Raw genomic sequence first — 26,531 nt, forward strand, 5'->3', positions numbered from 1 at the left:
GTGTACTGTGCTGTTGGATATGACAAACATAAAATTCAAATCCAAAGCTTATGAAAACGGAGAAAAATATAACATTGCTAAAAGAGAAGATTGAGGATGTGCGTACATGCATGATGACCACCTTGTCACTAAATAACGAATTTTCCAGTCGCCCAATGGCAACGGCCAATGTGGAAGACGATGGAAGCATTTGGTTTTTTACCAATGAGTACACGCTGAAAACTACGGAAATATCAAGAGATAACATGGTTTCCCTAATTTATAGCAACCCTTCCAGCAATACCTATATGTACGTTAACGGAAAGGCGGAATTAGTAGATGACCAGCGTAAAAAAGACAGCTATTTTTCAGCAATTGATAAAGCCTGGTTTCCTGATGGCTCTGCAGACCCTAATTTGATCCTGATTAAAATTACTCCTGTGGTAGCAGAATACTGGGACAGCACCTCCTCAAAAATGGTTGTTGCCATTAATATGTTAAAAGCAATTGTAACCGGCGAACAATATGATGAAGGGCACCACGACAAATTAAAGTTCTAAAATTTGATTAAAATCGCCTGGCATCCTTTATATGCACATCCACTTCCTGAAGGGCATCGTTTTCCAATGCTTAAATATGAACTGATTCCTCAGCAGCTTTTACATGAAGGTATTATTTCTGCCGCAAATTTATTTGAACCCGAGCCAATTGCCGAACCGTTAATTTTATGGTCGCATGAACAAGCTTATTGGGAATCCCTTCGTGACCTCACCTTGCCACCGCGCGAACAGCGGCGCATCGGATTCCCATTAACTGCCCAGTTGGTAGAACGTGAACAAAGAATAGCACAAGGCACCATTGATGGAACCAGGTTTGCTCAGGAAACAGGTGTGGCCTTTAATGTGGCTGGCGGCACGCATCATGCAGGAAGTTTTTGGGGGGAGGGATTTTGCCTGCTCAACGACCAGGCCATTGCTGCCAACTACCTAGTAAATAATAACCTGGCCAAGCGAATCTTAATCATTGATTTAGATGTGCACCAAGGAAATGGTACAGCCGAAATATTTCAAGGGAATGCCTGTGTGTTTACTTTTTCTATGCATGGCGATAAAAACTTCCCCTTTAGAAAAGAGCAATCTGACCTTGATATTCCCCTGGAGGAAGGACTTAAAGATGCGCCATACCTGGGTAAACTGGCTGAAACATTACCACTTTTATTTGAACAGCAGCAGCCTGATTTTGTGTTTTACCTGGCCGGGGTTGATGTATTAGCTACCGATAAACTGGGTAAACTTGCCCTTACAAAAGAAGGCTGTAAAGAGCGGGACCGCCTGGTGCTCCAGCATTGCCGCGATGCGGGGGTCCCACTTCAAATTAGCATGGGTGGAGGTTATTCTCCCCAGCTCAAAGACATCGTTGACGCGCATTGTAATACCTTTAAGTTGGCCCGTGATATTTTTGGTTAGCTGTTTTCAAAAGCTAACTTTCTTGTGTTAAGCAAATTGTAAATTGGTAATTTTTAGTCTGAATTAGGATAATTTTAATGAAATTTGGCGGTCCGGACTTAACCCTATTTAATGAAAGTTGTAATTGCAGAAAAGCCTTCCGTTGCACGTGAGCTGGCAAAGGTTTTTGGGGCAACGACCAAGAAAAATGGATATATAGAAGGTAAAGGCTATACTTTTACCTGGGCTTTCGGCCATCTTTTACAATTGGCACCCCCACAAGAATATGGTTTTATTGGTTGGCGCAGGCAGCATTTGCCCATGTTACCCAAAAAATTCAAACTTGCTATCCGTAAGGTGAAAACCAAAGACGGTTTTGTTGATGATCCTTCTGTTAAAAAGCAGTTAGACATTATAAAAACGCTGTTTGACGAGGCAACAGAGATCATAGTAGCCACCGATGCCGGGCGGGAGGGTGAACTGATTTTCCGATATATTTATTACTTTTTGCGTTGTAAAAAACCTTTCAAGCGGCTATGGATCTCCTCCCAAACAGATGAGGCCATTAAAGACGGTTTCCGAAACTTAAAACCCGGTACAGATTACGATACTTTATTCAATTCTGCACATTGCCGCTCTGAATCAGATTGGCTGGTGGGTATGAATGCTACACAGGCATTAAGTATATCTGCAGGTTCCAGGTCGGTATTATCCTTAGGGCGCGTGCAAACACCAACCCTGGCCATGATTTGTTCCCGTTACCTGGAAGTGAAGAACTTTGTGCCACAGGCATATTACCAGTTGGCTATACAGGTAGATAAGGACGGACAGCTTTTTAAAGCCATGTCGGTCAATAACTTTGATAAAAAAGAGGATGCCGAGGCACTATTTGAAAAGATAGAAGACCTTAAATCTGGATTTCCGTTAGGGGCAGAGGTAATTGATGTAGAGGCTAAACCAAGAAAAGAACCCCCACCATTATTGCACGATTTAAGTAGTTTGCAACAGGAGGCCAATAAAAAGAAAGGTTTTACTGCCGATCAAACATTAGGTTTATTGCAAAACCTGTATGAAAGTAAACTGGTGTCCTATCCCAGAACTGGAAGTCGTTATATAGGCGATGACATTTTTGCCAATATTCCGGCTTTAATAGAGAAGGCACAGTCACACCCCCAGTTTGGTAAACAAGCTGAGTTCCTGCTAACCATTCCGCTAAATAAAAGAAGTGTCAATGCAAAGAAGGTAACTGATCACCATGCTATATTACCCACTGGCGAACCCGTATATGGATTAAGTGATGATAAACAAGCCATTTACGATATGGTTATTGGACGCATGCTGGAAGCCTTTCACCAGGAATGTGTAAAAGAAATTACTAAAATTACCATTTCCAGTGGGTCTATATTTATTGCTAATGGTACGGTTATCCGTGCTGCTGGCTGGCGTTCTGTGCTAAATGATAAGGACGAAGATAAAAAAGACGAGGATAATCCTTCGCTTCCAAAAGTGAAAGCAGGGGAGCATTTGCCCCTCCCTGAGAAAGCATTACTGGAAAAGCAAACCAAACCAAAAGCGATGTACAACGAAGCATCGCTCTTAAAAGCCTTGGAAACTTCAGGTAAAGAAATAGAAGATGAGGAGTTGCGTTATGCAATGAAAGACACTGGTTTAGGTACGCCTGCAACCCGTGCATCTATTATTGAAACTTTAATTACCCGTGAATATATTATTCGGGAAAAAAGAAATTTAATCCCCACACAGAAAGGCTTAGCTGTCTATGATGTGGTGAAGGATCAGAAAATTGCTCAGGCTGAATTAACAGGCCAATGGGAAAAGAGATTGGAAGAAATTAGAGGAGGCGCATCGGTAATGGATTTTAAAACGGAAATTTCTGATTATACTAGAACGATTACAAATGAGTTACTGCTTGCGGGAGCAGGACTACTAAATAAAATGGAGGTGAAAACTAATTAATAACCTGCACTTTATGTGGTTGTGGTACTGTTTTTGCACAAATCTGTTTTTCATTCTATACAGGTTACCAGAACACACACACATACATGAATACACAGAAAAGAGTAATGATTGCAGATGATGATCCGGGGATACTAGATGCTGTAGAAGCGATGTTAGAATTTGGGGGTTATGAAGTGAGTTCTACGCCTAATGGTGCAACCTTACTGGATATTCATGATAATTTCCCTGACTTATTATTGCTGGATATCTGGATGCCAGGAACAGATGGCCGTGATGTGTGTAAGCAATTGAAAGCCCAGGAAAGCAGCAAAAAAATGCCGATCATTATGATTTCTGCAAGTACTGAACTGGAACGATCAGCTAAAGAAGCTGGTGCAGATGATTTTTTGGAAAAGCCTTTTGATATGGATGAGCTTCTTCAAAAGATAGCCTTCTACCTAAATAAAGAAAGCAATTAATAGACAGCTATAAATGTTATTTTAGTAAATAGAACAATCAACCTTATGAAAACAGACCTTATAGAAATTTTTCAAACAATTAGAGCTGCCTTACAACCTTATGCCGTACTAGGATTTACTAACCGGACCAACAGTGAAATTTTATATGATTTATGGAGCGAAAAAAACATCACGGTTGAAGGGGAGCAAAGGACGGAAAGTTTCTTTGGCAGTGTGAGCATTGCTGCTGATCATGTGCTGGTAAGTACAGGATTTGAGCACAAAGGAGTTGACGGTCAGCAAGATGTTAAGATTAAAACTTTAGATGAGGTGATGATAAACCAGATAGAAGAAATATTTGCCACTGGTTTTAAAAAGTTTAAAGAGAATGAATGGGTCTAAATGTAGACTGGACTAAAGAAGTTGAACAACTATTGACACTGGAAAACCTATCTGTTGAATGGAAGGTGATAGGAGATGTTGAATTGTTGTGGTTACATCAGACTCAGGTTATAATTAACCTGATTTCCATTCCTTCCAAATGGTCACCTGATACATTAATTGGGTTGCAGGAGCGTTATTTGGCTGAAGACAAAATGCTTATCCACTTATGGCAGGATGTATGGTTAAGTCGCAAGCAACAAGTGTTAAGCAGGCTAAAATCACTTGTAGGCATAAATAAGCGTATACACGGACGTAGCACCAAGGTTATTAAGATTACTAAAACCGCCGCTGAAAACTTTCTTAATCTTTATCACCTGCAGGGAGGCGCCGGGGGTCGTTACCATTTTGGATTAGTTTTGCAGGAGGAACTGGTTGCGGTAGCCTCATTTAGCAATAAAAGAACTATGAAAGATCGAGCGAAGGATCACACTTCAGCAGAGTTGATCAGGTTTGCTACTAAAGACGGCTTTACGGTTACCGGCGGACTTTCGAAACTCATAAAACATTATGTGCAAATGGCTAAACCCAATGACCTGATGAGTTATGCAGACCGGGATTGGTCGCATGGCAAAGCCTATCTGGCAGCAGGGTTCCAATTAAAAGCCATTACAGCCCCTGTCCGTTTTTACCTCGACGCGGAGAGTCTGCAACGCTATTCGGCTAAACAATTAGCTGGAAATTTGGATGCAGCAGGGGTAGGTACCTGCCTGGAAATATTTAATACCGGCAATTTAAAATATGTATTGGACTTGTCATGAAGGAGCCGTTTATCATTATATTAGGCCCTACAGCTTCGGGTAAAACCAGGTTAGCTGTAGCTATAGCCCATGCTTTACATGGTGAAATTATTAGTGCCGATAGCAGGCAAGTATTCAAAGGCATGGACATTGGCACGGGAAAAGACCTTAATGAATACATGATCGATGGCCAACAGGTACCTTATCATTTAATTGATCATAAGAAAGCAGGCAGCCGTTATCAGGTTGATGCCTTTAAAGATGATTTCTACGAAGCCTATGTCGATATTAAAAAGCGGGCTAAACTGCCAATCCTTTGCGGAGGAACAGGTATGTACATCCATAGTTTATTACAAAACCACCATTACACGGCTATTCCTGTCAATTTACCATTAAGGGATGCGCTCTTGCTGAAGACTAAGGCAGATTTGGAAGATCAATTACTCACTTTTCCTATCGCATGTAGGGAGCATGCCGATTTATCGACCAGTAAAAGGCTTATCAGGGCGATAGAAATCGCCGATTACCTGACGCACCATACCTTGATTCCCCGAGAACGCCCAACTTTGGAACCCCATATTATTGGCTTAACCTCATCAGTAGAAACCCGTCGTAACAGAATTTATGAAAGACTGAAATACAGGTTGAAAGAGGGTTTAATTGAAGAAGTACAACGCCTAATCAAACAAGGAGTTACGGCTGAGATGCTGGTGTTTTATGGTTTAGAATATAAATTTGTGGTTTCTTATTTACAGCAGGAGATCAGTTTTGATCAGTTACAGGAACGCTTGTATACTGCCATTTGTCAGTACGCAAAAAGACAAATGACATTTTTTAGAAAAATGGAAAAAGACGGGGTTCAGATCCATTGGTATGCTGTTGACCAGGAAGATGACCTGGCTGCAAAGTTAATTAAGGAGTTAAAGATGCAGGTTAATTTAAAATAAAATTAAACATAATTGTACCGTGGCATGCAATTTGTTTAAGCCATGGAGCCAGGTAAAAATGGCTTTTAAACGAAATAACAACACAATTATGAAAACAACTACTAAATTTTTAGCATCTGCAGTAGCTGCAGTAGCTTTATTCTTCACTACAAATGCAAATGCGCAAGGCCCTAAATTAGGAATAGGTATTAATGCAGGTATTCCAACTACAGATCAATATAACTTAACCTTAGGTGCTGATGCTCGTTTACAATTTGATGTATCACAACAATTGTCAATTCCAGTAACAGTTGGTTACACGCATTTCTTTGCAAAAGACCTTAACATTGGTGGTGCAAACTTTAAACAAGATTATGGCTATATCCCCGTTAAAGCCGGTGCTAAAGTTTTCTTTAATGAATCAGGATCAGGTCTTTATGGTTTAGCTGAAGTGGGTGCTGCTTTTGGTGTAACCGAGGATGCTAAAATCGGATTCTTGTATTCGCCAGCTATTGGTTACTCATGGAGTAGCGGTTTAGACCTAGGTGTTAAATATGAAGGTATTTCAGGCGCTAGAGAAGCTAACCCAGCTTATGAGAAAAATGTAGGCCACGTAGCTTTACGTTTAGCTTATGGATTTAAATTGTAATCACTAACTCACAAAATTATGAGGCCCCTGATTTTTTCAGGGGCTTTTTTTTTATTCAAATTTAAAATGCTATTTTGAGCAAAAAACAAAACATATGAATAAATATATAGGTGTAGTTCTACTATTTGCCTTGTTTTCTTGTAATAGTGCGACAGAAAACGCAAATCAAACTCAGGATAGTACAGCTGTACAGGTGGATAGCACCGCAACTAGTATAGCTTTAGACGATCAACAGGTTCAGGAGATCTATAACCATTACATTATTTTAAAAGATGCCTTAGTGGCCACAAACTTTGAGCAGGCTCGTCCGGCAGCATCGGAATTGTCGGCTAAACTTGCAGGTTATGCAGGCTGTGAGAACACTGCCTTAATTGCTAAGAAAATCGCTGAGGCTAAAAATATTGCCGATCAGCGTAAAGAATTTACATTTCTTAGTTCTGACATCATCGCCTTATTTAAACATGCTGATTTAACTGCAGGTACCATTTACGTGCAACGTTGTCCAATGGCTAACAATGGCGATGGAGGCGAGTGGTTAGCTTCTGAAAAGCAAATCCAAAACCCTTATTACGGCGACGAAATGATGGATTGTGGTGCCGTTTTAGAAGAAATTCATACTAAATAATCAACCTCAATTAATATAGATTAGTTACTTTTGTTATTATAAAAAATTAAATATGTCAGAAATTGCAGAGATTAAGATTGACGGAAAAGTTTACGAATTCCCGGTTATTACGGGAACGGAAGGCGAAAAGTCAATAGATATTTCAAAATTAAGAGAACAAACTGGTTATATCACGCTCGACTTCGGTTACAAAAATACAGGTTCTACTAAAAGCGCTATAACATTCTTAGACGGAGAAAAAGGAATATTAAAATATCGTGGTTACAGTATTGAAGAACTTGCCGAAAAATCAACTTTTCTTGAAGTAGCTTATCTGCTAATCTATGGTGATCTTCCAAAAACGGCTGAACTTGAAAGTTTTCAATCTCAAATTAGCCGCCATACGCTGATCCACGAAGACATGAAAAAGTTTTTAGATGGATATCCTTCTAAATCTCATCCAATGGCTCAGCTGGCCTCTTTGGTGTGCTCGTTGTCTACTTTCTATCCTGAATCACTTGTTGCTAACTCAGAACCTGAAACCATGGATCAAACCATGCTTAAGTTGTTAGCTAAATTCCCGACCATCGTGTCGTTTATTTATAAAAAATCTTTAGGTCACCCGCTTATTTATCCAAAAAATAAGTTCGATTACGTGACCAATTTCATTAACATGATTTTTGGCCAGCGTACTGAAGAAGTAGAAATTGATCCGGTAGTGGTTACTGCGATGAATACCCTTTTGATTCTTCATGCTGATCATGAGCAGAACTGCTCTGCATCCACAGTAAGGATGGTGGGATCTTCTGATTGTAACCTTTATGCATCGGTTTCAGCAGGTATTTCTGCTTTATGGGGTCCGCTACATGGTGGTGCTAACCAGGCCGTGATTGAAATGCTTGAGAATATTAAAGCTGACGGTGGTGATACGGAGAAATGGATTAACAAAGCGAAAGATAAAAATGATCCTTTCCGCATGATGGGTTTTGGGCACCGGGTTTATAAAAACTTTGATCCACGTGCAAAAATCATCAAAAAAGCCTGTGATGACATTTTGGACAAATTAGGTATCAATGATCCAGTATTAGAAATAGCTAAGAAATTAGAAGAAGCAGCATTAAACGATGCATATTTTGTAGAACGTAAACTTTACCCTAACGTTGATTTTTACTCTGGAATCATTTACAGAGCTTTAGGTTTCCCTACGGATATGTTTACCGTGTTGTTCGCTTTAGGACGTTTACCAGGGTGGATTGCACAATGGAAAGAAATGCATGAAAACAAAGAACCAATCGGTCGCCCACGTCAGATTTACGTAGGTCACACCAACAGGGATTTTGTAAACATCGAAAACAGATAAGAAAAGCAATACTACATTTGGTATAAAAGTAAAAGGCCTGCCTTCATGAACAATGAAGGCAGGCCTTTTTATAGGATAGGAATTTATTTGTTTAACTGTTCATGGCTTTAATGGCTGATTCTTCTGCACGGTTGTGTTTGTATTTAAATACAAAGGGGAAGATAACCGCTAGCACCAAGGTATAGCCTGCAAAAGTGAGCCAGATATTCGTCCAGTCTTTACTTTGATCGGCATAGGTGAAAAACTCCGTGATGATTAAACCACTGGCAAAACTTCCAAAAAGTGCACCAAAGCCATTGACCATCATCATAAATAAACCTTGCGCACTTCCACGCATCTTGGCATCTACTTGTGTTTCTACAAACAAAGAACCCGAGATGTTAAAGAAATCAAATGCCATTCCATAGATAATACATGACAATACAATCATCCACAAACCACCGGCAGGATCTGCATAAGCAAAAAGACCAAACCTTAATACCCAGGCGAGCATGCTGAAGAGCATGACATATTTAATCCCAAATTTTCTCAGAAACAAAGGGATGGCCAATATAAATAAGGTTTCAGAAATCTGAGAGATGGACATAATCACGGCAGGATATTTAACCGCAAGTAAATCGGCATAGGCCGGTACATTTTTAAAATCATGCAGAAAGGTGTCGCCATAGGCATTAGTCAGCTGTAAAGCCGCCCCTAACAACATAGAGAACAGAAAGAAAACCGCAAACTTGGGTTGTTTCAATAAAGTAAAAGCCCTTAAGCCTAAAGCATCAACAAAAGATTTTGTTTTTACCTGATTAGCCAGTGGCGGACACTTAGGAAGGGTAAAAGCATAGATTCCTAAAATCATAGACACTGCAGATGCAATGTAAAATTGATTAGAACTGGCTTCATTTCCGGTTAAGCTAACGGTCCATAATGCAGCAATAAAGCCAATAGTACCCCAAATTCTAATGGGTGGGTAATCTTTTACGACGTCCTTGTTGTCATTTTTTAAAGCTGAATAAGCCACCGTAATGGATAGGGACAGGGTGGGCATGTAAAAGATCATGTTGAGCAAGATCACCCAGAAAAATGTGCCTGGATCTGTTACCATTGGTAGACTAAATAACACAATGGAACCACAGATGTGTAGGATACCCAATAGTTTTTCTGCATTAACAAAACGGTCAGAAATAATACCAATGATGGCAGGCATAAAAATGGAAGATATGCCCATGGTAGAAAAAATAACTCCGAATTCAGTGCCAGACCATTGTTTGTTTTGAAACCAGTAAACTCCGATCGTCAGAAGCCATGAACCCCATATAAAAAACTGCAAAAAATTCATCAGCGTTAAGCGGATCTTAACATTCATCATAGAGGTGTGAGGTAAGGGTGGATGATAGGACTAAATAGGATTAAGATGAATTTCTTTTGTTAAGTTCATCCCTTAATCGGGCAGCTTTTTCATAAGCTTCTTCGGCAATGGCTTCCTGCAATTTCTTTTGCAGTTCTTCTACAGATAAAGATTTGTAATTATTTCCAGGAATGGAAGTAGAAATATCTTCGGAGCCCTTTTCTTTAGTCATGCTATCCATGTTTTCCAGGAAAAGCAAATCATTTCCTTCTATTACGATACCTGCGGAGGAAATAATGAATTCATAGGTGTAGATGGCCGCTTTAAAACGAACGGCTAAGGCGATGGCATCGGATGTTCTGGCGTCAATTTCACGGACGTTTACTCCATCTGAGCAGATTAGTTTGGCGAAAAACACACCATCGACCAGGTTATAGATTAAAATTTCCTGTATTTGAATATGATAGGCCTGAGCAAATGACTTGAATAAGTCGTGCGTAAGCGGCCTGCTTGGCGTCATCTTCTCTAATTCGATGGCAATAGCCTGTGCTTCAAACGCACCTATAATAATAGGAAGTCGTCTTCTTCCATTTACTTCTCCCAATACCAGTGCATAAGCGCCTGATTGGGTCTGGCTATAGGATAAACCAACAATATCAAGTTTTACTTTTTTCATATGAAAGAATAACAGGCAGGCCGGAACCTGCCTGTTATTTTATCCTTTATGTACTTTTAACGCTTCGATTAATTGAGGTACTACTTCGAAGGCATCGCCAACGATTCCATAATCAGCCACTTTAAAGAAAGGTGCTTCAGGATCTTTGTTGATGACAACGATTACTTTAGAGGAGCTGATCCCAGCTAAATGCTGTATGGCACCAGAGATGCCAACGGCAATATATAAATTAGGACTGATCGATATACCGGTCTGTCCAACGTGTTCTGAGTGTGGTCTCCAATCGGCGTCAGACACTGGTTTAGAGCAAGCCGTAGCTGCACCAAGAAGCTCAGCAAGTTCTTCAATCATGCCCCAGTTCTCCGGACCTTTAAGTCCACGGCCAGCAGAAACAACAATTTCAGCATCAGGCAAAGAAACTTTATCGGTAGCCCTTACAATTTCTTTCACAATGGCACTGAAGTCAGTAGCTTTAACTTCAGGAGCAAAAGCTTCAATGGTTACTTCTTCATTTACTTCTTTAACACCGAAAGCATTTGGCATCAAAGCAATTACCTTTTTTGCTGAGGTAAGTTCTGTTACAGCAAATGCTTTACCAGAGAAAGCTGTTTTTCTCACCGAAAATTTACCGCCATCTGTTTGAGGTAGTTCTACAGCACCGTCAATAAGACCTGCCTGAAGTTTTACCGCAATACGTGGTGCTAAACCTCTTCCGGAAAAGGAGTTTGACAACACCAGAATGTCTGCAGCTTCTTTATTTGCCGCTTCTACAATAACCGAAGCATAAGCCTGGTTAACAAAGCTATTTAACTGGTCTGTATTGACATTTAGAACTTTCGACGCTCCGTACTTACCTAATTCTTTAAGTTCACTTTCTTCAACGTTCCCGATTGAAATCGCAGTCAGGCTGGTTCCTTGTGCAGTGGCGATTGCTTTTGCATAAGAAACGGCCTCAAAACCGGATTTCTTAAACTTACCATCGACTTGTTCTATATATACTAATACTGACATATTATCTTTTTAAATGTTTAGGGTACAAGATTAATCCTTAGATCACTTTTGCTTCTGCGTGTAATAAATCAATTAATTTCGTTGCTTCTTCCGAAGGTATTAATTTAACTGTTCCTCTTGGTGCCGGGGTATCAAACTTCACCACTTTGGCTACTTCTTCAATAGCAACAGCCTCTACAACCACTAATGGTTTAGTTCTGGCCGACATAATTCCCCTCATGTTAGGTATTTTAGCTTCTGCAACACCTTCTGCACAGCTGGCAATGAATTTTCCGGTAACAGTTACCACTTCCTTACCACCTTCAATCTCGCGTTCTAAGGTTGCTGTGGTACCGTCATAGTCAAGTTTTTTGATAATAGAGATGGATGGAATAGCTAAAAATTCGCCTACCATAGCAGCCACCTGGCCTCCATTGTAGTCGATTGATTCGCGACCACAAAGGATCATATCGAAATCATTAGCCTTCACATATTCGGCAATTTGAAAAGCAGTAAAATAAGCATCACGAGGAGCTGCATTGATTCTTACTGCGTCGTCTGCTCCGATTGCTAAGGCTTTTCTAATGGTTGGGTCGGTGTTGCTTTCGCCAACATTTAACACCGTTACGGTTCCTTTTCCACCTTCACAAAGTTCAATAGCTTTCGATAACGCAATTTCATCATAAGGGTTAACAATAAATTGTACGCCTGCTGTATTGAATTGTGTATTATCGTTAGTAAAAGTTATTTTTGTCGTTGTGTCGGGCACATTACTGATACAAACTAATATTTTCATAAAAATTGTCTTTTTGCAAATCTAATTAAAAAAGCAGGGATTTAAAATGCAAAGTAACCGATTAATCACCTTAATGGAATTTTTAAAGAGTGATCCTCAGGATCCTTTTGTTATTTATGCTTTGGCTACAGAATATAACAGCCTCAAGGACTCAGAAAAGGCCTTTTACTATTATAACATCCTCCTGAACGAACATCCTGATTATGTTGGCACTTATTATCATTTGGGTAAATTATATGAAAAAACTGATGACCTTTCCAAAGCGGTTATGGTTTACCAAAAAGGGATGGAGGTTGCCCGTAAGAAAAGAGACAACCATGCACTTTCAGAATTACAGGCTGCCTATAATTCTGCTATGGGCTTGGATTATGAAGATGACTAAGTTATTGTACCTTGAAAAATAGACAGCTGTTATTTTTGCGAAACGTAATCCTTTTTACTTTTACGGCTTTTGGCGGTGCACAAGCGCATATGGCACTTTTACTGAAGTATTTTGTGAAAAATACGCCATTTGTGTCAGAAGAAGATTTGCTGGAATTGAATGCACTTGCGCAGATTTTACCTGGACCGGCTTCTACGCAAACACTTGTGGGCATAGCTTATAAGGTAGGGGGCTTAAAGCTTAGCTTGATCACCTTTTTGATATGGATAATACCATCTGCAGCCATGATGACCTTCGTGGCCATTACTTTTGCCAGGGTGGATCAAAAGGCTGGTTTTGCCAATATTCTTCAATACATACAACCTGTTGCGTTGGGTATTGTAGCCTATGCTGCCTTTCATTTATCAAAAAAAGTATTGGTCAACCAAATGGCCATCATGTTAGCTGTAGCTTCTGTGGTAGCCACACTGGTGCTTCAAAACGCCTATGTTTTCCCATTAGCCATACTCATTGGTGGCATTGTTTCTTCGGCCATTGGTAGTCCGAGGGAAGAAACCGACCTCCGGGTTCGCCTTTTTTCCAATGTAAATCCCAGAAAACTGGCTTACCTGATTGGTGTATTGCTGTTTTTGGCCCTATTAGGTGCTTTAATCAACACGACATCCCCATTCAGTTTACCGATCAGGTTGTTTGAAAATTTCTATCGAAATGGAATCTTCATTTTTGGTGGTGGACAGGTGCTGGTGCCCCTCATGTTCACGGAGTTTGTGCAAATGAAACAATACCTGATGGCTTCCGATTTTTTATCGGGCTTTGCCTTGCAGCAGGCACTCCCTGGACCTACATTTTCTTTTACCAGTTATGTAGGTGCGCTCAGCATGAAGAATTTCGGCTATGGTGTATTTGGTCAAATCGCAGGAGGGATCATTGCGGTAGTAGGTATCAATTTACCAGGTTTAATTCTGGTGCTTTTTATTGTCCCCTTTTGGGACGATTTAAAGAAGATAACACGTATAAAATATTCATTGGCAGGGATTAATGCCGTAAGTGTTGGTTTTATAGTAGCTGCATTTATGCTATTGCTTAAACCCATTGGCCTGGATCCGGTGTCCATGACCATCATGACGGTCACCTTTTTAATATTGAACTTTACTAGAATTAGTCCGCCGTTTCTGGTGATCGCCGTGATGTTATTAGGTTACTTTATTTAATTTTCTGGCCCTTGTTAAAAAGGAGCGTCTTCATCTTGCATATCGTCCATTCTAGATGGCTTGATGATGACGTTACCTGATGGACGATCAAATTCTGGCGACGGAAGCATGCCTGCACCTGGGCTGTCAATAGCAAAAGCATTTTGAGGCATAAAGTTTTCTTCTAAATCGGCAAACTTCACATATTTACCAATGAAACGAAGTGGAACGATGCCGGTTTCACCGTTACGGTGTTTGGCGATGATCACTTCACCAATCCCGGCTTGTGAACGGCCTTGTTCGTCTTCTGTAATGCCGTAATATTCCGGGCGGTATAAAAATAATACCATATCGGCATCCTGCTCAATGGAACCAGATTCCCTTAAATCGGATAGTAAAGGTCGTTTACCGTTTTGTCCGGGTCTGTTTTCCACGGCACGACTCAACTGTGAAAGGGCGAGCACCGGTACGTTTAGCTCTTTAGCTACCGATTTTAATGCCCTTGAAATACTACCAATTTCCTGTTCACGGTTACCACCGCCACCTTCGCCTTTACCGTGCATCAACTGCAGGTAATCGATGATGACCATCTGGATATCGTATTGAGATTTTAACCTTCTGCATTTTGCCCTGAATTCAAAGATATTTAATGCTGGGGTATCATCTATTAATAAAGGGGCTTCTGTTAAGCGGCCAATTTTACTGTGTAATTGTTGCCATTCCCATTCTGCCAGGTTTCCTTTTCTGATTTTCTCCTGTTCGATTTCTGTTTCCCCAGAAATTAAACGATTAACCAACTGTACTGACGACATCTCTAAGGAGAACACCACCACAGGTTTTTGGAAATCAACGGCAGCATTTCTTGCACAGGTAAGCACGAAAGCGGTTTTACCCATCGCCGGACGTGCAGCGATGATGACTAAATCTGATTTCTGCCAGCCGCCTGTAATCCGGTCCAGGTCAGTAAATCCAGAAGGTACACCGGTTAAACCATCAGTTTTTGTTCTGAGCTCCTCTAGCGTGGCTAAAGACTGCTTAATGATCTCATCCATTTTTTGCGTATCACGACGCAAGTTATTTTGGGCAATATCAAACAGGTTCTTTTCTGCGTGGTCTAAGAGGTCAAAAATATCGGTGGTATCTTCGTAGGCATTTTGAATGATCTCGGAGGAAATCCTGATCAGTTCTCTTTGTATGTATTTCTGTGAAATAATACGAGCATGGTACTCAATATTTGCGGCAGAGGCCACACGATTGGTTAGGTTAGTAATATAGTATGCACCACCAACCATTTCCAGGGTTCCCAGGTTTCGTAACTCAGAAGTAACGGTTAAAATATCTACGGGTTTTGATTTTTGAAACAGCAAATGAATGGCTTCAAAGATTTTTTTATGAGATTCCTGGTAGAAAACTTCAGGTTTCAAAATATCGATTACCGTAGATAGGGCATCTTTTTCAAGCATTAAAGCACCTAAAACAGCTTCCTCCAAATCAATAGCTTGTGGTGGTATTCTGCCCATGCCACCTGCTGTATTGCTTAACCTGGTCTTTCTTGCTGTATAATTTGATTTCTCTTGCCCCTGTGTATCGATACTCATGCAGCAAAATTAGTCAAAATTAAATGCCCATCAATAAATGTTTATGAACATTATTTCCTAACCAGGTGCTGAAAAATATTTATGCAGAAAATCTTTTTATTTGCGCTACTTTTGCGCATTAATATATACGTATGGAAAACTTTAAAAGGTCTGGAAGACCTAAAGAAAATAATGAGTTTGTATTTGGTATTCGTGCTGTAATAGAGGCTATTAAAGCAGGTAAAGAAATTGAAAGCATCTACATCCAAAGGGGATTATCTGGCGACTTGATTACAGAACTAAAACCCTTATTGAAAGAAGTTGAGGCACCTATCCATACGGTTCCTGTTGAAAAACTAAATAGAATGACACAGAAAAATCACCAGGGTGTGATTGCTGTCATTTCTTCTATTACCTTCCAAAAAATTGAAGATATTATTCCATTTATATACGAAAAAGGCGAAACCCCATTGATCCTGATCCTGGACGGAATTACGGATGTAAGAAACATGGGTGCCATTGCAAGGACTGCAGAATGTGCGGGTGTTCATGCCATTTTAGTGCCTACTAAAAACTCTGCACAGATTAATGCTGATGCCATAAAAACATCTGCTGGTGCCTTGTTTAACATTCCGGTATGTCGTCATGCCAATTTACATAAAGCAGCATTGTACCTACAAGAGTGTGGGTTACAAATAGTAGCCTGTACAGAGAAAACAACTGATATGATTTATACACCTGACTATACAGCGCCTACAGCGATTGTGATGGGTGCTGAAGATGATGGCGTTTCTAATGAAATCATGCGTATGGCCAATCACCTGGCTAAGATCCCGATGTTCGGTGAAATTGGTTCCTTAAATGTTTCCGTGTCTACAGGTGTGATTTTGTATGAAGCTATTAGGCAACGTACGGCTTAAACACCGCAATCAATAAGGTATAGTCAAGATCATAAATAGCAAGGCACAAAAAAACCGCTTCCTTTAAGGAAGCGGTTTTTTTGTGTCTAAAGGCCTAAATAAGTGCTTAATCCATACAGCTAATGATAGCTAATTTAATGTATACTAAGTAACTATAGGTTTAAATGTATTTTGATCCGTGTTTGGCTTTTACATCAGCAACAACCAATTTCACATGCTGCTCTTCACTTCTTGGACAAATCATTAAAATATTATTAGACTCCACAACAATGTAATCATGAAGACCCTGCAAAACAACTAATTTGTTATCTGGTACATTGACCATACAATTAGATGAATTAAACATCATTACTTTTTCTGCTGGGATGACGGCATTGCCTACATAGTCTTTTTCAGCCATGTCGTAAATAGAAGCCCAGGTACCCAAATCTGACCATCCAAATTCTGAAGGCAACACGTACACGTTATCAGCTTTTTCCATAATGCCAAAATCTATAGAGATATTGGTACATTGCTGGTATGCATTACTGATAAAAGCAGCTTCGTTCTCGGTATTGTAAAATGCCTCGCCTGCATGAAAAATCTCATACATATCTGGTAGATGTTTCTCAAAGGCTTTATTAATGGCCTCAACCGACCAGATAAAGATCCCTGCATTCCACAAAAAGTCGCCACTTTGTATAAAAGAAGTTGCTAATTCCTGGTTAGGTTTTTCAGTAAACAGTTTTACTTTATGAATGCCCTGATCGGAAGCTAAAGTTTCATCCTCATATTGGATGTAACCGTAACCGGTATCAGGACGGCTTGGTTTGATACCTAGTGTAACTAAGCAATTATTTTCTGCGGCCGCCTGGAGCGATTGCTGGATGGCTTCAATAAATTTATCCTGCTGAGCGATGGTATGATCTGAAGGGGCAACTACAATGGTAGCCTCCGGATTTATCTGTGCAATTTTCATGGCACCATAGGCGATACAAGGTGCTGTATTACGCATGATGGGTTCTGCAAGAATCTGATTATCCAGTATGGCAGGTAATTGTTCTTTAATGATGGAGGTATAACTTTGGTTGGTAACAATAAAAATATTCTCCGGAGGACATATTTTTAAAAATCGGTTATAGGTACTTTGAATTAAGGTTTGTCCTGTGCCGAAAAAGTCGATAAATTGCTTAGGAAATTCTGTTCTGCTTACTGGCCAGAAGCGGCTTCCAATGCCACCGGCCATGATTAATGCATAATTGTTTTTGTTCATCATTATGTTGAGCGCGTTATATAATTCCTTCCTGAAGAAGATCGTGTAAATGTATAATACCGAAGTACGAATTCCCTTTTGTAACCAACAATTGGGTGATGTTATTGTGTTTTATAATCTCCAATGCATTAATGGCTAACTCAGCCTCGTCAATTTTCTTCGGATGTCTGTTCATGATGTCCTGTGCCTTGATTTCTGCTAAATTAGTATGTTTTTCCAACATTCTTCTAATGTCACCATCAGTAATTACCCCTAATATAGCATCGTTTTCGATAACAACAACAACGCCTAAGCGATTTTGACTAATCTCTATGATTACATCTTTAATGGGGGCAAGGGCAGAAATACTTGGTTTTTCATTCCTTACGGCTAAATCTGCCGCTTTAAGGTATAGTTTTTTACCTAAAGAACCACCAGGGTGATATTTAGCAAAGTCATCTTTGTTAAATTCCCTGGCATGGAGCAGCGCAATGGCAAGGGCATCGCCCATGGCCAGCTGCGCACTGGTGCTGGTGGTAGGTGCAAGGTTATGCGGACAAGCCTCTTTTTCTACGGTGGTATTTAGTATTAAATCAGCGTGATTGGCCAGTGTAGAATCCAATTGCCCAACCATGCCAATTAAGGTGTTACCCGCATGTTTAAGCAGGGGAGAGAGCACCTTAATTTCGGGAGTATTACCACTTTTGGAAATACAGATCACGATGTCGTTTTTTTGTATCATGCCCAGATCGCCGTGCACAGCATCAGCAGCGTGCATAAACACCGCAGGTGTACCTGTAGAATTGAATGTAGCTACTATTTTTTGAGCAATGATGGCACTCTTTCCGATTCCGGTAACCACCACACGACCATCCGTGGCCATGATTAAGTTCACCGCGCTTACAAAATCATCGTTAATGCTCTTAATTAAGCCAAAAATGGCCTGTGATTCCAACTGTAAAGTGTTGATACCCGCCTCTATAATTGATTCTTTACTTTTCAAACAGAATTATTTAGTATCTTGATGCTTTAATTAAGGCAAAATTATGTTATTTTGAGTAAAAAATAGCACGGAATATTTTATACACGGAATGGATGTGAAAAAGTCGTTGTTCGACAACTTACAAAACTTTTTTGGTTTTGATAATTTTAAAGGTGATCAGGAGTCTATCATCACCAATGTTCTTGAAAGAAAGAATACTTTTGTAATCATGCCAACGGGGGGTGGGAAATCTATTTGTTATCAATTACCAGCATTGATGAGCGAGGGGACCGCTATTGTTATCTCCCCACTGATTGCTTTAATGAAGAATCAGGTAGATCAACTAAGGGCCTTTGGCGGAAGTGACAGTATCGCTCATTTCCTTAATTCTTCCCTTAATAAAACCGATATTGCACAGGTAAAAAGTGATTTGTTAAGTGGACAAACTAAACTTTTATATGTAGCACCAGAGTCGCTTTCCAAGCAGGATAATATTGACTTTTTCAGGTTAATCAAAATATCATTCGTAGCCGTCGATGAAGCCCATTGTATCTCGGAATGGGGACATGACTTTAGACCTGAATACCGAAAAATCAGACAGGTAATCAGTGGCCTGGGGAATGATATTCCTATCATTGCTTTAACAGCCACGGCTACCCCTAAGGTACAGCAGGACATCATCAAAAACCTGCAAATGACGGAAGCTACCTTATTCAAATCGTCATTTAACCGCCCCAACTTATTTTATGAAATCCGCCCCAAGCGTGATGTGGTTAAAGAAATCATCAGGTATATTAAGCATAACACTGGCAAGTCGGGTATTATTTATTGTTTAAGCCGCAAGAAAGTGGAAGAGGTTGCCGACAGTTTAAACCTGAACGGCATTAAGGCGCTGCCTTACCATGCAGGTTTAGAACCAAAAGTAAGGGCTGATACACAGGATAAATTCTTGATGGAAGATGCACAGGTTATTGTAGCCACCATTGCTTTTGGTATGGGTATTGATAAACCAGATGTTCGGTTTGTCATTCACCATGATATTCCTAAAAGCATGGAAGGCTATTACCAGGAGACTGGAAGAGCCGGACGAGATGGTGGGGAAGGCATTTGCGTGGCATTTTATGCGCAAAAAGATGTAGATAAATTAGCCAAATTCATGAAGGATAAACCGGTTGCCGAAAGAGAAATAGGCACCCAAATCTTGAAAGAGGTGATTGATTACGCAGAGTCTGGCGTATGTCGCAGAAAGCAGATCTTACATTACTTCGGTGAAAACTTTAATGAAACCGGCTGTAATTGCATGTGTGATAATTGCAGAAAACCAAAAAGATCGTTTGATGCAGAGGAACACCTAAAGGCATTATTAATATTAATCAAAAATATAGGGGAGAAGTTTGACGATGCCCACCTGCTTAACGTATTGATGGGCCGCGAAACTGCTCAAACCATTGCTTACGAACACCGTAAAATTGCGGAATATGGTTTAGGTAAAATTGAAGGCGAGAACCTTTGGAAATCGCTGATCAGACAAGCTGGATTGAATAATTTCTTGTCTAAAGACATTGATAACTACGGACTGTTGCGTTTAACTAAATCTGGTCAGGATTTTATTGATAACCCTTACAGTCTCAAATTCGTGCTGAATGATCCTATTGATGCAGCTCCGGATGATGATGAAGATGACGTTAAACATGGCACCGGTGCTTTGGATACACAGTTATTGGTGTTATTAAAAGACCTTTGTAAAAAGATTGCTAAACAAAAAAACGTTCCTCCTTTTGTAGTTTTTCAGGAACCTTCTTTGGAAGAGATGTGTACGCATTATCCCATCTCCATGGAGGAACTGAAACAGATTTCAGGGGTTGGAAATGGAAAAGCCTTTAAGTTCGGTGCACCATTTATCGAACTGATCAAGAAATATGTGGAGGATAATGACATTGAGCGCCCGGTAGACTTGATTATCAAAACACAGGCAAACAAATCACAACTTAAAGTGTCGATCATCCAGAATGTAGACCGACAAATTGGTCTGGAAGATATTGCCAGGTCAAAAGGCATCACCTATAATGATATTTTAAAGGAAATCGAAGCCATCGTCAATTCAGGCACCAAGTTGAATCTTAATTATTTCGTAGATGAAATGATTGACGACGACCGCCAGGATGAGGTGTTCGATTATTTCAGAAATGCGGAGAATGATTCTATCGATAGTGCTTTAAAAGATCTTGGTGAAACAGACTATACGCGTGAAGAAATTCAGCTGATGCGAATTAAATTCATGTCAGAACTCGGAAATTAATACTTGCCCTTAATAAAACAGCATACATGATTAATTTTGATATAGATAAATTACAACATACGCAAAGTGATAATTTCTTTTTAATGGCCGGTCCTTGTGCCATTGAAAGTGAAGATATGGCTATGCGTATTGCAGAGAAAATTATAACAATTACCAATAAACTGGAGATCCCTTATATTTTTAAAGGATCGTACCGTAAAGCTAATCGCTCTAAAGGAAGTTCCTTTACCGGTATTGGCGATGAAAAAGCACTAAAGATTTTAGAAAAGGTGGGCCATACTTTTGGGGTTCCTACCGTGACCGATATTCATGAAAGTGCAGAAGCTGCGATGGCTGCTGCCTATGTGGATGTACTTCAAATCCCTGCTTTTTTGTGCAGGCAAACAGATCTCTTAATTGCAGCTGCGCAAACGGGAAAAGTAGTGAACGTGAAGAAAGGCCAGTTTCTTTCGGCCGGCTCTATGAAATTTGCGGTAGAGAAAATTATCGAAGCCGGAAATAACCGTGTAGTCTTAACAGACCGGGGTAACACATTCGGTTACCAGGATTTGATCGTTGATTATCGCGGTTTACCTGAAATGCAAAGTTTTGGCGTACCCGTGGTGATGGACTGCACACACTCTTTACAACAACCGAATCAAAGTAGCGGGGTAACTGGCGGAAAACCGGAACTGATTGCTACTATTGCTAAAGCGGCGATAGCTGTAGGTGCCGATGGTTTATTTATTGAAACCCACCCAGATCCTGCCAATGCAAAATCAGATGGTGCCAATATGCTTCATCTCGATCGATTGGAAGAATTGCTCGAAAAATTAGTTAAAATAAGAAAAGCGGTTATTTAACCGCTTTTCTTATTTTAAGACCTTACTGTTTTAACTACAGCAGTTCCTGGTCAATACCACTTAAGGAATGTTAAGGTATTTATGTGTTTGCAACGATATTTCCCATTTCGGGTTCGCCATCACATAGTCAATAATCAAGGGTGTAATTTCTGCACCCTTTGACCACTCTGGTTGTAAATATAATTTGCAGCTTGGCGAGACAGCTTTCGCATATTCCTCTGCCCAGGCAAAATCACTTTTATTAAATACAATTACTTTTAGCTCATTGGCAAAAGGCGTAATGTCTGGTCTTGGAGCTTTAAACTTTTTAGGCGATAAACAAATCCAATCCCATGTACCTGAAAGCGGATACGCTCCGGACGTTTCAATAAAGGTGAGGATATTTTTTTCCTGTAACTTTTTGGTCAGGTAATCCATGTTGTAAATTAAAGGTTCACCACCGGTGATCACGACTGCTTTACCGGGAAAGGTTTCGGCTTTGGCCACAATATCGTCAGCTAAAGTTAGCGGATGTAATTCTGCATCCCAGCTTTCTTTCACATCACACCAATGGCAGCCTACATCACATCCGCCAAGGCGAATAAAATAAGCTGCTTTGCCTGTGTGATATCCTTCGCCCTGAATAGTGTAAAATTCTTCCATCAATGGAAGTAGTGTGCCGTCGCTTGGTATTTGATGTGCCATAGAATTGTGCAAATGTAAATAATTCCGAACAGGAATAACATTATATGTATCTTCATATTCATTTAAATGACCCACCTGTGAATTTTAAATCCAACACGATAATAGCGCAGTCATGCTAAAATGGTACAAGTTAGAAGAGGAGCTGCCAGAAAGTGACTTTGTGAAACAAATTAATGTATCTGGTAAAAAGTTGTGCCTGATCAAAGAACAGGGTGAATATTATGCCGTGCAAAATACCTGTCCGCATGCTGGAGGTATACTAAGCGGGGGTTGGTGTAGAAACGGACATTTAGTATGCCCGATTCATCGCTGGGAATACAACCTGAAAACCGGAAGGGGTGCTACTGGGCAGGGCGATTATATTAATACGTATCCATTAGAAAAACGCAAAGACGGACTTTACATCGGTATTAAAGAAAGTTGGATTAAGCAATTATTTAGCTAAGTGTTAAATCCCCTACAAAATATTAGGCCTGAAATTTAGCATTCCCGGATAAACAGTTATTATCTTTAGGAATAGATTTCTTTTTTTGCAGAAGCCAGGGTATTTTTTAGCAAACCAACAATCGTCATCAAACCAACTCCACCTGGTACTGGAGTAATCCAGGAAGCCTTTTCCGCTACATTTTCAAAATCAACATCACCAAATAATTTATAACCAGATTTAGTCGTTGCAGAAGTTTCTCTGTTGATACCTACATCAATTATGATGGCACCCGGTTTAACCATATCAGCCGTCACAAAATTCTTTTTACCAATGGCGGCCACAATGATATCGGCCTGTAAAGCTATTTCTTTAAGGTTTTTGGTTTTGCTATGCGTTAAGGTTACCGTACAATTTCCCGGATTGGCGTTTCTAGCCATTAAAATACTCATCGGGCTTCCCACAATGTTACTTCTTCCTACCACTACACAGTGTTTACCTGTGGTATCAATTTCGTATGCTTGTAACATGAGCATGATGCCATAAGGTGTTGCCGGAATAAAACAAGGCAAGTTGCGCATCATGCGACCTAAGTTTACCGGGTGAAAACCATCAACATCTTTTTTGTAGTCGATGGCTTCCGTTACTTTTTCCGGATCAATATGTTTAGGTAGTGGTAGCTGAACAATAAGTCCGTCAACCCCAGGGTCGTCATTAATAGCTGCAATTTTAGCCAATAATTCTTCCTCAGTTACCGTTAAATCATAGCGTATTAAAGAAGATTGAAAGCCAACCTTCTCACAGTTTTTCATCTTGCTGGCCACATAAGTTTCACTACCACCATCATTTCCAACCAGTATTGCCACCAGGTGTGGTTTTCTTCCGCTTTGATTTAAAAAATCTGCTGCTTCGGCAGCAATTTCTAACTTAATCTTTTCTGAAGCGTATTTCCCGTCTAGTAATTGCATAATAATGGTGGTCCCTAATGGTTTATGTATATGATTTCGCTTAATCTAATTTTAATACCGCCATAAAAGCAGTTTGTGGTATTTCTACGTTACCTACCTGACGCATTCGTTTTTTACCTTTTTTCTGTTTCTCCAGTAATTTACGTTTACGTGAAATATCACCACCATAACACTTGGCAGTAACATCTTTACGCATCGCTTTCACATTTTCGCGTGCAATAACCTTCGCACCGATAGAAGCCTGAATGGCAATGTCGAACTGTTGACGTGGAATCAGTTCACGTAGTTTTTCACAGATTTTTTTACCAAAATCATAAGAGTTAGAACGGTGGATCAGCGATGATAAAGCATCTACATGTTCACCGTTTAACAGGATATCCAAACGTACCAAATCTGATTGGCGGTAGCCTATCTGGTGGTAATCAAAGGATGCATAACCTTTGGAAATGGTTTTTAGTTTATCGTAAAAATCAAATACAATCTCGCCCATTGGCATTTCAAATACCAGCTCAACACGATCAGAGGTCAGGTAATTCTGGTTGGTAATAATTCCTCTTTTTTGAATACAAAGCGACATGATAGGGCCAACAAAATCAGCCTTCGTAATGATGTTTGCTTTAATGTATGGTTCCTGAACATATTCCAATTTACTTGGATCGGGAAGATCAGATGGATTATTAACCAGGAATTCCTCGTCTCTGGTTGTTTTTGCAATATAAGATACGTTGGGTACGGTGGTAATTACCGTCATGTCGAACTCACGCTCCAAACGTTCCTGAATAATTTCCATGTGCAGCATGCCCAGGAAACCGCAACGAAAGCCGAAACCCAGGGCTGCAGAACTTTCTGGTTCAAAAACAATGGAAGCATCGTTAAGTTGCAACTTGTGCATGGCTTCACGAAGTTCTTCAAATTCGTCGGTATCAACTGGATAGATACCCGCAAATACCATCGGTTTTACTTCTTCAAATCCCTGGATGACATCTAAAGATGGACGGGCAACATTGGTAATGGTATCACCAACTTTTACCTCACGGGCTTCCTTTATACCAGATATAATGTAACCTACGTCGCCAGTTTTGACCACCGATTTAGGTAACATATTTAGTTTAAGTACACCAACTTCATCAGCCAGGTATTCTTTACCGGTATTAATAAATTTCACTTTATCGCCTTTACGAATTTCGCCGTTTACTACTTTAAAGTAGGCAATAATTCCCCTGAAGGAGTTAAATACGGAGTCAAAAATTAAGGCTTGTAAAGGTGCTTCCGGATCTCCAAGAGGAGCAGGAACACGGTCAATGATAGCTTGTAGGATATCCATTACGCCTAAACCGGTTTTACCCGAGGCCGGAATAATGTCTTCTCTTTTGCAACCTATTAAATCTATGATTTGATCTTTTACTTCTTCTGGCATGGCACCAGGTAAGTCCATTTTATTTAAAATGGGTATAATTTCAAGGTCATGCTCCAAGGCAAGATAAAGATTGGAGATGGTTTGAGCCTGTATACCTTGTGAAGCATCTACAATTAATAAAGCACCTTCACATGCAGCAATAGAACGCGATACCTCGTAAGAAAAATCTACGTGTCCCGGAGTATCAATCAGGTTTAGTATATATTCCTGTCCGTCAACAATATAGTTCATTTGAATGGCATGACTTTTAATCGTTATGCCACGTTCACGTTCCAGGTCCATGTTGTCTAACAGTTGTGCCTGCGATTCACGCTGGGTAATCGTCTTTGTATATTCTAATAAACGGTCGGCTAAGGTACTCTTTCCGTGGTCTATATGTGCAATTATGCAGAAATTCCGTATGTGCTTCATCTTTGCTGCAAAGATAAGATTTTGATTGATTAAACTATCGTAAAATTATCTGCATCGGGAAGAAAAGGGTATGCTCTGCGTATTTTAACCAGTTCTTCGTAACCTATACTGAAAGTATAAAGGTCTTCATCCTCGGGTTTGTAGTATACCGTATTACCAAAAGGATCGATACACATGGAATGTCCACTGTGGTAAACCTGGTTACCATCGTGACCCACACGGTTTACAGCTACCACATAACTTTGATTTTCAATTGCCCTTGCAGGTATCAATGCACGCCAATGGGCCATGCGCTGGTCAGGCCAGCTGGCAACGATTAACAGCAAGTCATAATCTGCCCCCTGGTTTCTTATCCAAACCGGGAAACGCAAGTCGTAACAAATGGCAAGGCGTATTTTCCAACCTTTAAGTTCTACCGTGACTTTCTTATTTCCAGCAGTATAATAATCATCTTCCTTACCCATGCTAAATAAATGCCGCTTGTCGTAATAAGTGACTTCTCCTTCCTGCGTCATCCAGATCAAGCGATTAAAGTAATGGCCATTTTCCTTAATCATCATGCTACCTGTAACTACACAATCGTATGTACGTGCTACATCTGCCATCCAATCCATGGTTTTACCATTCATTTCTTCGGCCAGTAGTTCAGAATTCAAGCTAAAACCTGTGTTAAACATTTCTGGCAATACAATAAGATCCGTTTTTTCTTTTACGCCCGATGATAAACGTAGTGACAAGTTCTTTAGGTTCTTATCTACATTTTCCCAAAATAAGTAAGCCTGGAAAACGGTAATCTTTAAATTGCTTAGTTGTAGATAACTCGGTTGTTCCATGGTGGGTAGGTA

At 40.1% G+C, this 26,531-nt stretch carries 27 protein-coding genes; 16 read left to right on the plus strand and 11 right to left on the minus strand.

Going from position 1 to position 26,531, the window contains the following annotated elements:
- Positions 1 to 50 precede the first annotated feature (50 nt).
- From IWX76_RS01255 to IWX76_RS01300, 10 genes are all read left to right on the plus strand, one after another.
- The gene (locus IWX76_RS01255; RefSeq protein ID WP_196858046.1) at positions 51 to 539 is read left to right on the plus strand and encodes a pyridoxamine 5'-phosphate oxidase family protein; all 489 of its coding nucleotides are present in this window, start codon (positions 51 to 53) and stop codon (positions 537 to 539) included.
- 3 nt (positions 540 to 542) lie between these two features.
- The gene (locus IWX76_RS01260; protein WP_196858047.1) at positions 543 to 1,445 is read left to right on the plus strand and encodes a histone deacetylase family protein; all 903 of its coding nucleotides are present in this window, start codon (positions 543 to 545) and stop codon (positions 1,443 to 1,445) included.
- Between the two features lie 111 nt (positions 1,446 to 1,556).
- Positions 1,557 to 3,398 (plus strand): DNA topoisomerase III, encoded by a 1,842-nt coding sequence (topB, locus tag IWX76_RS01265; RefSeq protein WP_196858048.1) that lies wholly within the window; start codon positions 1,557 to 1,559, stop codon positions 3,396 to 3,398.
- A gap of 86 nt (positions 3,399 to 3,484) precedes the next feature.
- Positions 3,485 to 3,859, plus strand: a complete 375-nt coding sequence (locus tag IWX76_RS01270) for a response regulator (RefSeq protein WP_196858049.1) — start codon at positions 3,485 to 3,487, stop codon at positions 3,857 to 3,859.
- 45 nt (positions 3,860 to 3,904) lie between these two features.
- The gene (locus tag IWX76_RS01275) at positions 3,905 to 4,240 is read left to right on the plus strand and encodes a hypothetical protein (protein WP_196858050.1); all 336 of its coding nucleotides are present in this window, start codon (positions 3,905 to 3,907) and stop codon (positions 4,238 to 4,240) included.
- Positions 4,231 to 5,040, plus strand: a complete 810-nt coding sequence (locus IWX76_RS01280) for a hypothetical protein (RefSeq protein WP_196858051.1) — start codon at positions 4,231 to 4,233, stop codon at positions 5,038 to 5,040. The genes IWX76_RS01275 and IWX76_RS01280 overlap by 10 nt, the downstream gene beginning before the upstream one ends.
- On the plus strand, positions 5,037 to 5,966 hold the full coding sequence (gene miaA, locus IWX76_RS01285; protein WP_196858052.1) for a tRNA (adenosine(37)-N6)-dimethylallyltransferase MiaA: 930 nt from the start codon (positions 5,037 to 5,039) through the stop codon (positions 5,964 to 5,966). Before IWX76_RS01280 ends, miaA begins: the two co-directional genes overlap by 4 nt.
- Before the next feature lie 88 nt (positions 5,967 to 6,054).
- The gene (locus IWX76_RS01290; protein ID WP_196858053.1) at positions 6,055 to 6,594 is read left to right on the plus strand and encodes a hypothetical protein; all 540 of its coding nucleotides are present in this window, start codon (positions 6,055 to 6,057) and stop codon (positions 6,592 to 6,594) included.
- A gap of 94 nt (positions 6,595 to 6,688) precedes the next feature.
- Positions 6,689 to 7,219, plus strand: a complete 531-nt coding sequence (locus IWX76_RS01295; protein WP_196858054.1) for a DUF3347 domain-containing protein — start codon at positions 6,689 to 6,691, stop codon at positions 7,217 to 7,219.
- Positions 7,220 to 7,271: 52 nt separating this feature from the next.
- Positions 7,272 to 8,558 (plus strand): citrate synthase, encoded by a 1,287-nt coding sequence (locus tag IWX76_RS01300; protein ID WP_196858055.1) that lies wholly within the window; start codon positions 7,272 to 7,274, stop codon positions 8,556 to 8,558.
- Positions 8,559 to 8,649: 91 nt separating this feature from the next.
- On the opposite strand, the gene IWX76_RS01305 is transcribed toward IWX76_RS01300, so the two are convergent.
- From IWX76_RS01305 to IWX76_RS01320, 4 genes are read right to left on the minus strand one after another with little or no spacing between them, the layout of a single operon-like run.
- Positions 8,650 to 9,915: a nucleoside permease gene (locus tag IWX76_RS01305; RefSeq protein ID WP_196858999.1), complete on the minus strand. Its 1,266-nt coding sequence runs from the start codon at positions 9,913 to 9,915 to the stop codon at positions 8,650 to 8,652.
- 43 nt (positions 9,916 to 9,958) lie between these two features.
- Positions 9,959 to 10,573, minus strand: a complete 615-nt coding sequence (locus IWX76_RS01310) for a bifunctional nuclease domain-containing protein (protein ID WP_196858056.1) — start codon at positions 10,571 to 10,573, stop codon at positions 9,959 to 9,961.
- Positions 10,574 to 10,612: 39 nt separating this feature from the next.
- Positions 10,613 to 11,584: an electron transfer flavoprotein subunit alpha/FixB family protein gene (locus IWX76_RS01315; RefSeq protein WP_196858057.1), complete on the minus strand. Its 972-nt coding sequence runs from the start codon at positions 11,582 to 11,584 to the stop codon at positions 10,613 to 10,615.
- 37 nt (positions 11,585 to 11,621) lie between these two features.
- On the minus strand, positions 11,622 to 12,359 hold the full coding sequence (locus tag IWX76_RS01320) for an electron transfer flavoprotein subunit beta/FixA family protein (protein ID WP_196858058.1): 738 nt from the start codon (positions 12,357 to 12,359) through the stop codon (positions 11,622 to 11,624).
- Between the two features lie 73 nt (positions 12,360 to 12,432).
- Here IWX76_RS01320 and IWX76_RS01325 point away from each other — a divergent pair, with 73 nt between their 5' ends.
- Both IWX76_RS01325 and chrA read left to right on the plus strand, forming a co-directional pair.
- Entirely contained in the window at positions 12,433 to 12,741 is a 309-nt protein-coding gene (locus tag IWX76_RS01325; RefSeq protein ID WP_334640940.1) for a tetratricopeptide repeat protein, read from the plus strand.
- Between the two features lie 11 nt (positions 12,742 to 12,752).
- On the plus strand, positions 12,753 to 13,952 hold the full coding sequence (chrA, locus tag IWX76_RS01330; protein ID WP_334640942.1) for a chromate efflux transporter: 1,200 nt from the start codon (positions 12,753 to 12,755) through the stop codon (positions 13,950 to 13,952).
- A gap of 14 nt (positions 13,953 to 13,966) precedes the next feature.
- Here chrA and dnaB read toward each other — a convergent pair whose 3' ends face one another.
- Complete coding sequence (dnaB, locus tag IWX76_RS01335; protein ID WP_196858060.1) at positions 13,967 to 15,529, minus strand: replicative DNA helicase; 1,563 nt, start codon at positions 15,527 to 15,529, stop codon at positions 13,967 to 13,969.
- A gap of 131 nt (positions 15,530 to 15,660) precedes the next feature.
- Between dnaB and rlmB the strand changes: the two genes are divergently transcribed.
- Positions 15,661 to 16,428 carry a 23S rRNA (guanosine(2251)-2'-O)-methyltransferase RlmB gene (rlmB, locus tag IWX76_RS01340; protein WP_196858061.1) on the plus strand — a complete coding sequence of 256 codons (768 nt, stop codon included), beginning with the start codon at positions 15,661 to 15,663 and terminating at the stop codon, positions 16,426 to 16,428.
- Between the two features lie 160 nt (positions 16,429 to 16,588).
- Here the strand turns inward: rlmB and IWX76_RS01345 are convergent, their stop codons facing one another.
- Positions 16,589 to 17,680 (minus strand): mannose-1-phosphate guanylyltransferase, encoded by a 1,092-nt coding sequence (locus IWX76_RS01345; RefSeq protein WP_196859001.1) that lies wholly within the window; start codon positions 17,678 to 17,680, stop codon positions 16,589 to 16,591.
- Positions 17,681 to 17,696: 16 nt separating this feature from the next.
- Positions 17,697 to 18,662: a KpsF/GutQ family sugar-phosphate isomerase gene (locus tag IWX76_RS01350; RefSeq protein ID WP_196858062.1), complete on the minus strand. Its 966-nt coding sequence runs from the start codon at positions 18,660 to 18,662 to the stop codon at positions 17,697 to 17,699.
- An 88-nt stretch (positions 18,663 to 18,750) separates the two neighbouring features.
- Between IWX76_RS01350 and recQ the strand changes: the two genes are divergently transcribed.
- Together recQ and kdsA are read left to right on the plus strand one after the other, a co-directional pair.
- Positions 18,751 to 20,940, plus strand: a complete 2,190-nt coding sequence (recQ, locus tag IWX76_RS01355; protein ID WP_196858063.1) for a DNA helicase RecQ — start codon at positions 18,751 to 18,753, stop codon at positions 20,938 to 20,940.
- Positions 20,941 to 20,966: 26 nt separating this feature from the next.
- Positions 20,967 to 21,782, plus strand: a complete 816-nt coding sequence (kdsA, locus tag IWX76_RS01360; RefSeq protein WP_196858064.1) for a 3-deoxy-8-phosphooctulonate synthase — start codon at positions 20,967 to 20,969, stop codon at positions 21,780 to 21,782.
- A 60-nt stretch (positions 21,783 to 21,842) separates the two neighbouring features.
- Here the strand turns inward: kdsA and IWX76_RS01365 are convergent, their stop codons facing one another.
- The gene (locus IWX76_RS01365; protein ID WP_196858065.1) at positions 21,843 to 22,466 is read right to left on the minus strand and encodes a 7-carboxy-7-deazaguanine synthase QueE; all 624 of its coding nucleotides are present in this window, start codon (positions 22,464 to 22,466) and stop codon (positions 21,843 to 21,845) included.
- Between the two features lie 112 nt (positions 22,467 to 22,578).
- On the opposite strand from IWX76_RS01365, the gene IWX76_RS01370 reads away from it, so the two are divergent.
- A complete protein-coding gene (locus IWX76_RS01370) occupies positions 22,579 to 22,911 on the plus strand; it encodes a Rieske (2Fe-2S) protein (RefSeq protein ID WP_196858066.1) in 333 nt (110 codons plus the stop codon).
- Between the two features lie 65 nt (positions 22,912 to 22,976).
- On the opposite strand, the gene IWX76_RS01375 is transcribed toward IWX76_RS01370, so the two are convergent.
- The 3 genes from IWX76_RS01375 to IWX76_RS01385 are packed head-to-tail and all read right to left on the minus strand — an operon-like array spanning position 22,977 to position 26,519.
- Entirely contained in the window at positions 22,977 to 23,858 is an 882-nt protein-coding gene (locus IWX76_RS01375; RefSeq protein WP_196858067.1) for a bifunctional 5,10-methylenetetrahydrofolate dehydrogenase/5,10-methenyltetrahydrofolate cyclohydrolase, read from the minus strand.
- A 40-nt stretch (positions 23,859 to 23,898) separates the two neighbouring features.
- Positions 23,899 to 25,686, minus strand: a complete 1,788-nt coding sequence (gene lepA, locus IWX76_RS01380; RefSeq protein ID WP_196858068.1) for a translation elongation factor 4 — start codon at positions 25,684 to 25,686, stop codon at positions 23,899 to 23,901.
- 29 nt (positions 25,687 to 25,715) lie between these two features.
- A complete protein-coding gene (locus IWX76_RS01385) occupies positions 25,716 to 26,519 on the minus strand; it encodes a nitrilase family protein (protein ID WP_196858069.1) in 804 nt (267 codons plus the stop codon).
- Positions 26,520 to 26,531: the final 12 nt, after the last annotated feature.

It is taken from the genome of Pedobacter sp. CAN_A7 (assembly GCF_015752175.1).
Taxonomy (GTDB): domain Bacteria; phylum Bacteroidota; class Bacteroidia; order Sphingobacteriales; family Sphingobacteriaceae; genus Pedobacter.

Coding starts and splice junctions, on each gene's coding strand:
- IWX76_RS01255 (WP_196858046.1), top strand. CDS start 51: ATGAAAACGGAGAAAAATATAACATTGCTAAAAGAGAAGATTGAGGAT.
- topB (WP_196858048.1), top strand. CDS start 1,557: ATGAAAGTTGTAATTGCAGAAAAGCCTTCCGTTGCACGTGAGCTGGCA.
- IWX76_RS01270 (WP_196858049.1), top strand. CDS start 3,485: ATGAATACACAGAAAAGAGTAATGATTGCAGATGATGATCCGGGGATA.
- IWX76_RS01275 (WP_196858050.1), top strand. CDS start 3,905: ATGAAAACAGACCTTATAGAAATTTTTCAAACAATTAGAGCTGCCTTA.
- IWX76_RS01280 (WP_196858051.1), top strand. CDS start 4,231: ATGGGTCTAAATGTAGACTGGACTAAAGAAGTTGAACAACTATTGACA.
- miaA (WP_196858052.1), top strand. CDS start 5,037: ATGAAGGAGCCGTTTATCATTATATTAGGCCCTACAGCTTCGGGTAAA.
- IWX76_RS01290 (WP_196858053.1), top strand. CDS start 6,055: ATGAAAACAACTACTAAATTTTTAGCATCTGCAGTAGCTGCAGTAGCT.
- IWX76_RS01295 (WP_196858054.1), top strand. CDS start 6,689: ATGAATAAATATATAGGTGTAGTTCTACTATTTGCCTTGTTTTCTTGT.
- IWX76_RS01300 (WP_196858055.1), top strand. CDS start 7,272: ATGTCAGAAATTGCAGAGATTAAGATTGACGGAAAAGTTTACGAATTC.
- IWX76_RS01305 (WP_196858999.1), bottom strand. CDS start 9,915: ATGAATGTTAAGATCCGCTTAACGCTGATGAATTTTTTGCAGTTTTTT.
- IWX76_RS01310 (WP_196858056.1), bottom strand. CDS start 10,573: ATGAAAAAAGTAAAACTTGATATTGTTGGTTTATCCTATAGCCAGACC.
- IWX76_RS01315 (WP_196858057.1), bottom strand. CDS start 11,584: ATGTCAGTATTAGTATATATAGAACAAGTCGATGGTAAGTTTAAGAAA.
- IWX76_RS01320 (WP_196858058.1), bottom strand. CDS start 12,359: ATGAAAATATTAGTTTGTATCAGTAATGTGCCCGACACAACGACAAAA.
- IWX76_RS01325 (WP_334640940.1), top strand. CDS start 12,433: ATGGAATTTTTAAAGAGTGATCCTCAGGATCCTTTTGTTATTTATGCT.
- dnaB (WP_196858060.1), bottom strand. CDS start 15,529: ATGAGTATCGATACACAGGGGCAAGAGAAATCAAATTATACAGCAAGA.
- rlmB (WP_196858061.1), top strand. CDS start 15,661: ATGGAAAACTTTAAAAGGTCTGGAAGACCTAAAGAAAATAATGAGTTT.
- IWX76_RS01345 (WP_196859001.1), bottom strand. CDS start 17,680: ATGAACAAAAACAATTATGCATTAATCATGGCCGGTGGCATTGGAAGC.
- recQ (WP_196858063.1), top strand. CDS start 18,751: ATGGATGTGAAAAAGTCGTTGTTCGACAACTTACAAAACTTTTTTGGT.
- kdsA (WP_196858064.1), top strand. CDS start 20,967: ATGATTAATTTTGATATAGATAAATTACAACATACGCAAAGTGATAAT.
- IWX76_RS01365 (WP_196858065.1), bottom strand. CDS start 22,466: ATGGCACATCAAATACCAAGCGACGGCACACTACTTCCATTGATGGAA.
- IWX76_RS01370 (WP_196858066.1), top strand. CDS start 22,579: ATGCTAAAATGGTACAAGTTAGAAGAGGAGCTGCCAGAAAGTGACTTT.
- IWX76_RS01375 (WP_196858067.1), bottom strand. CDS start 23,858: ATGCAATTACTAGACGGGAAATACGCTTCAGAAAAGATTAAGTTAGAA.
- lepA (WP_196858068.1), bottom strand. CDS start 25,686: ATGAAGCACATACGGAATTTCTGCATAATTGCACATATAGACCACGGA.
- IWX76_RS01385 (WP_196858069.1), bottom strand. CDS start 26,519: ATGGAACAACCGAGTTATCTACAACTAAGCAATTTAAAGATTACCGTT.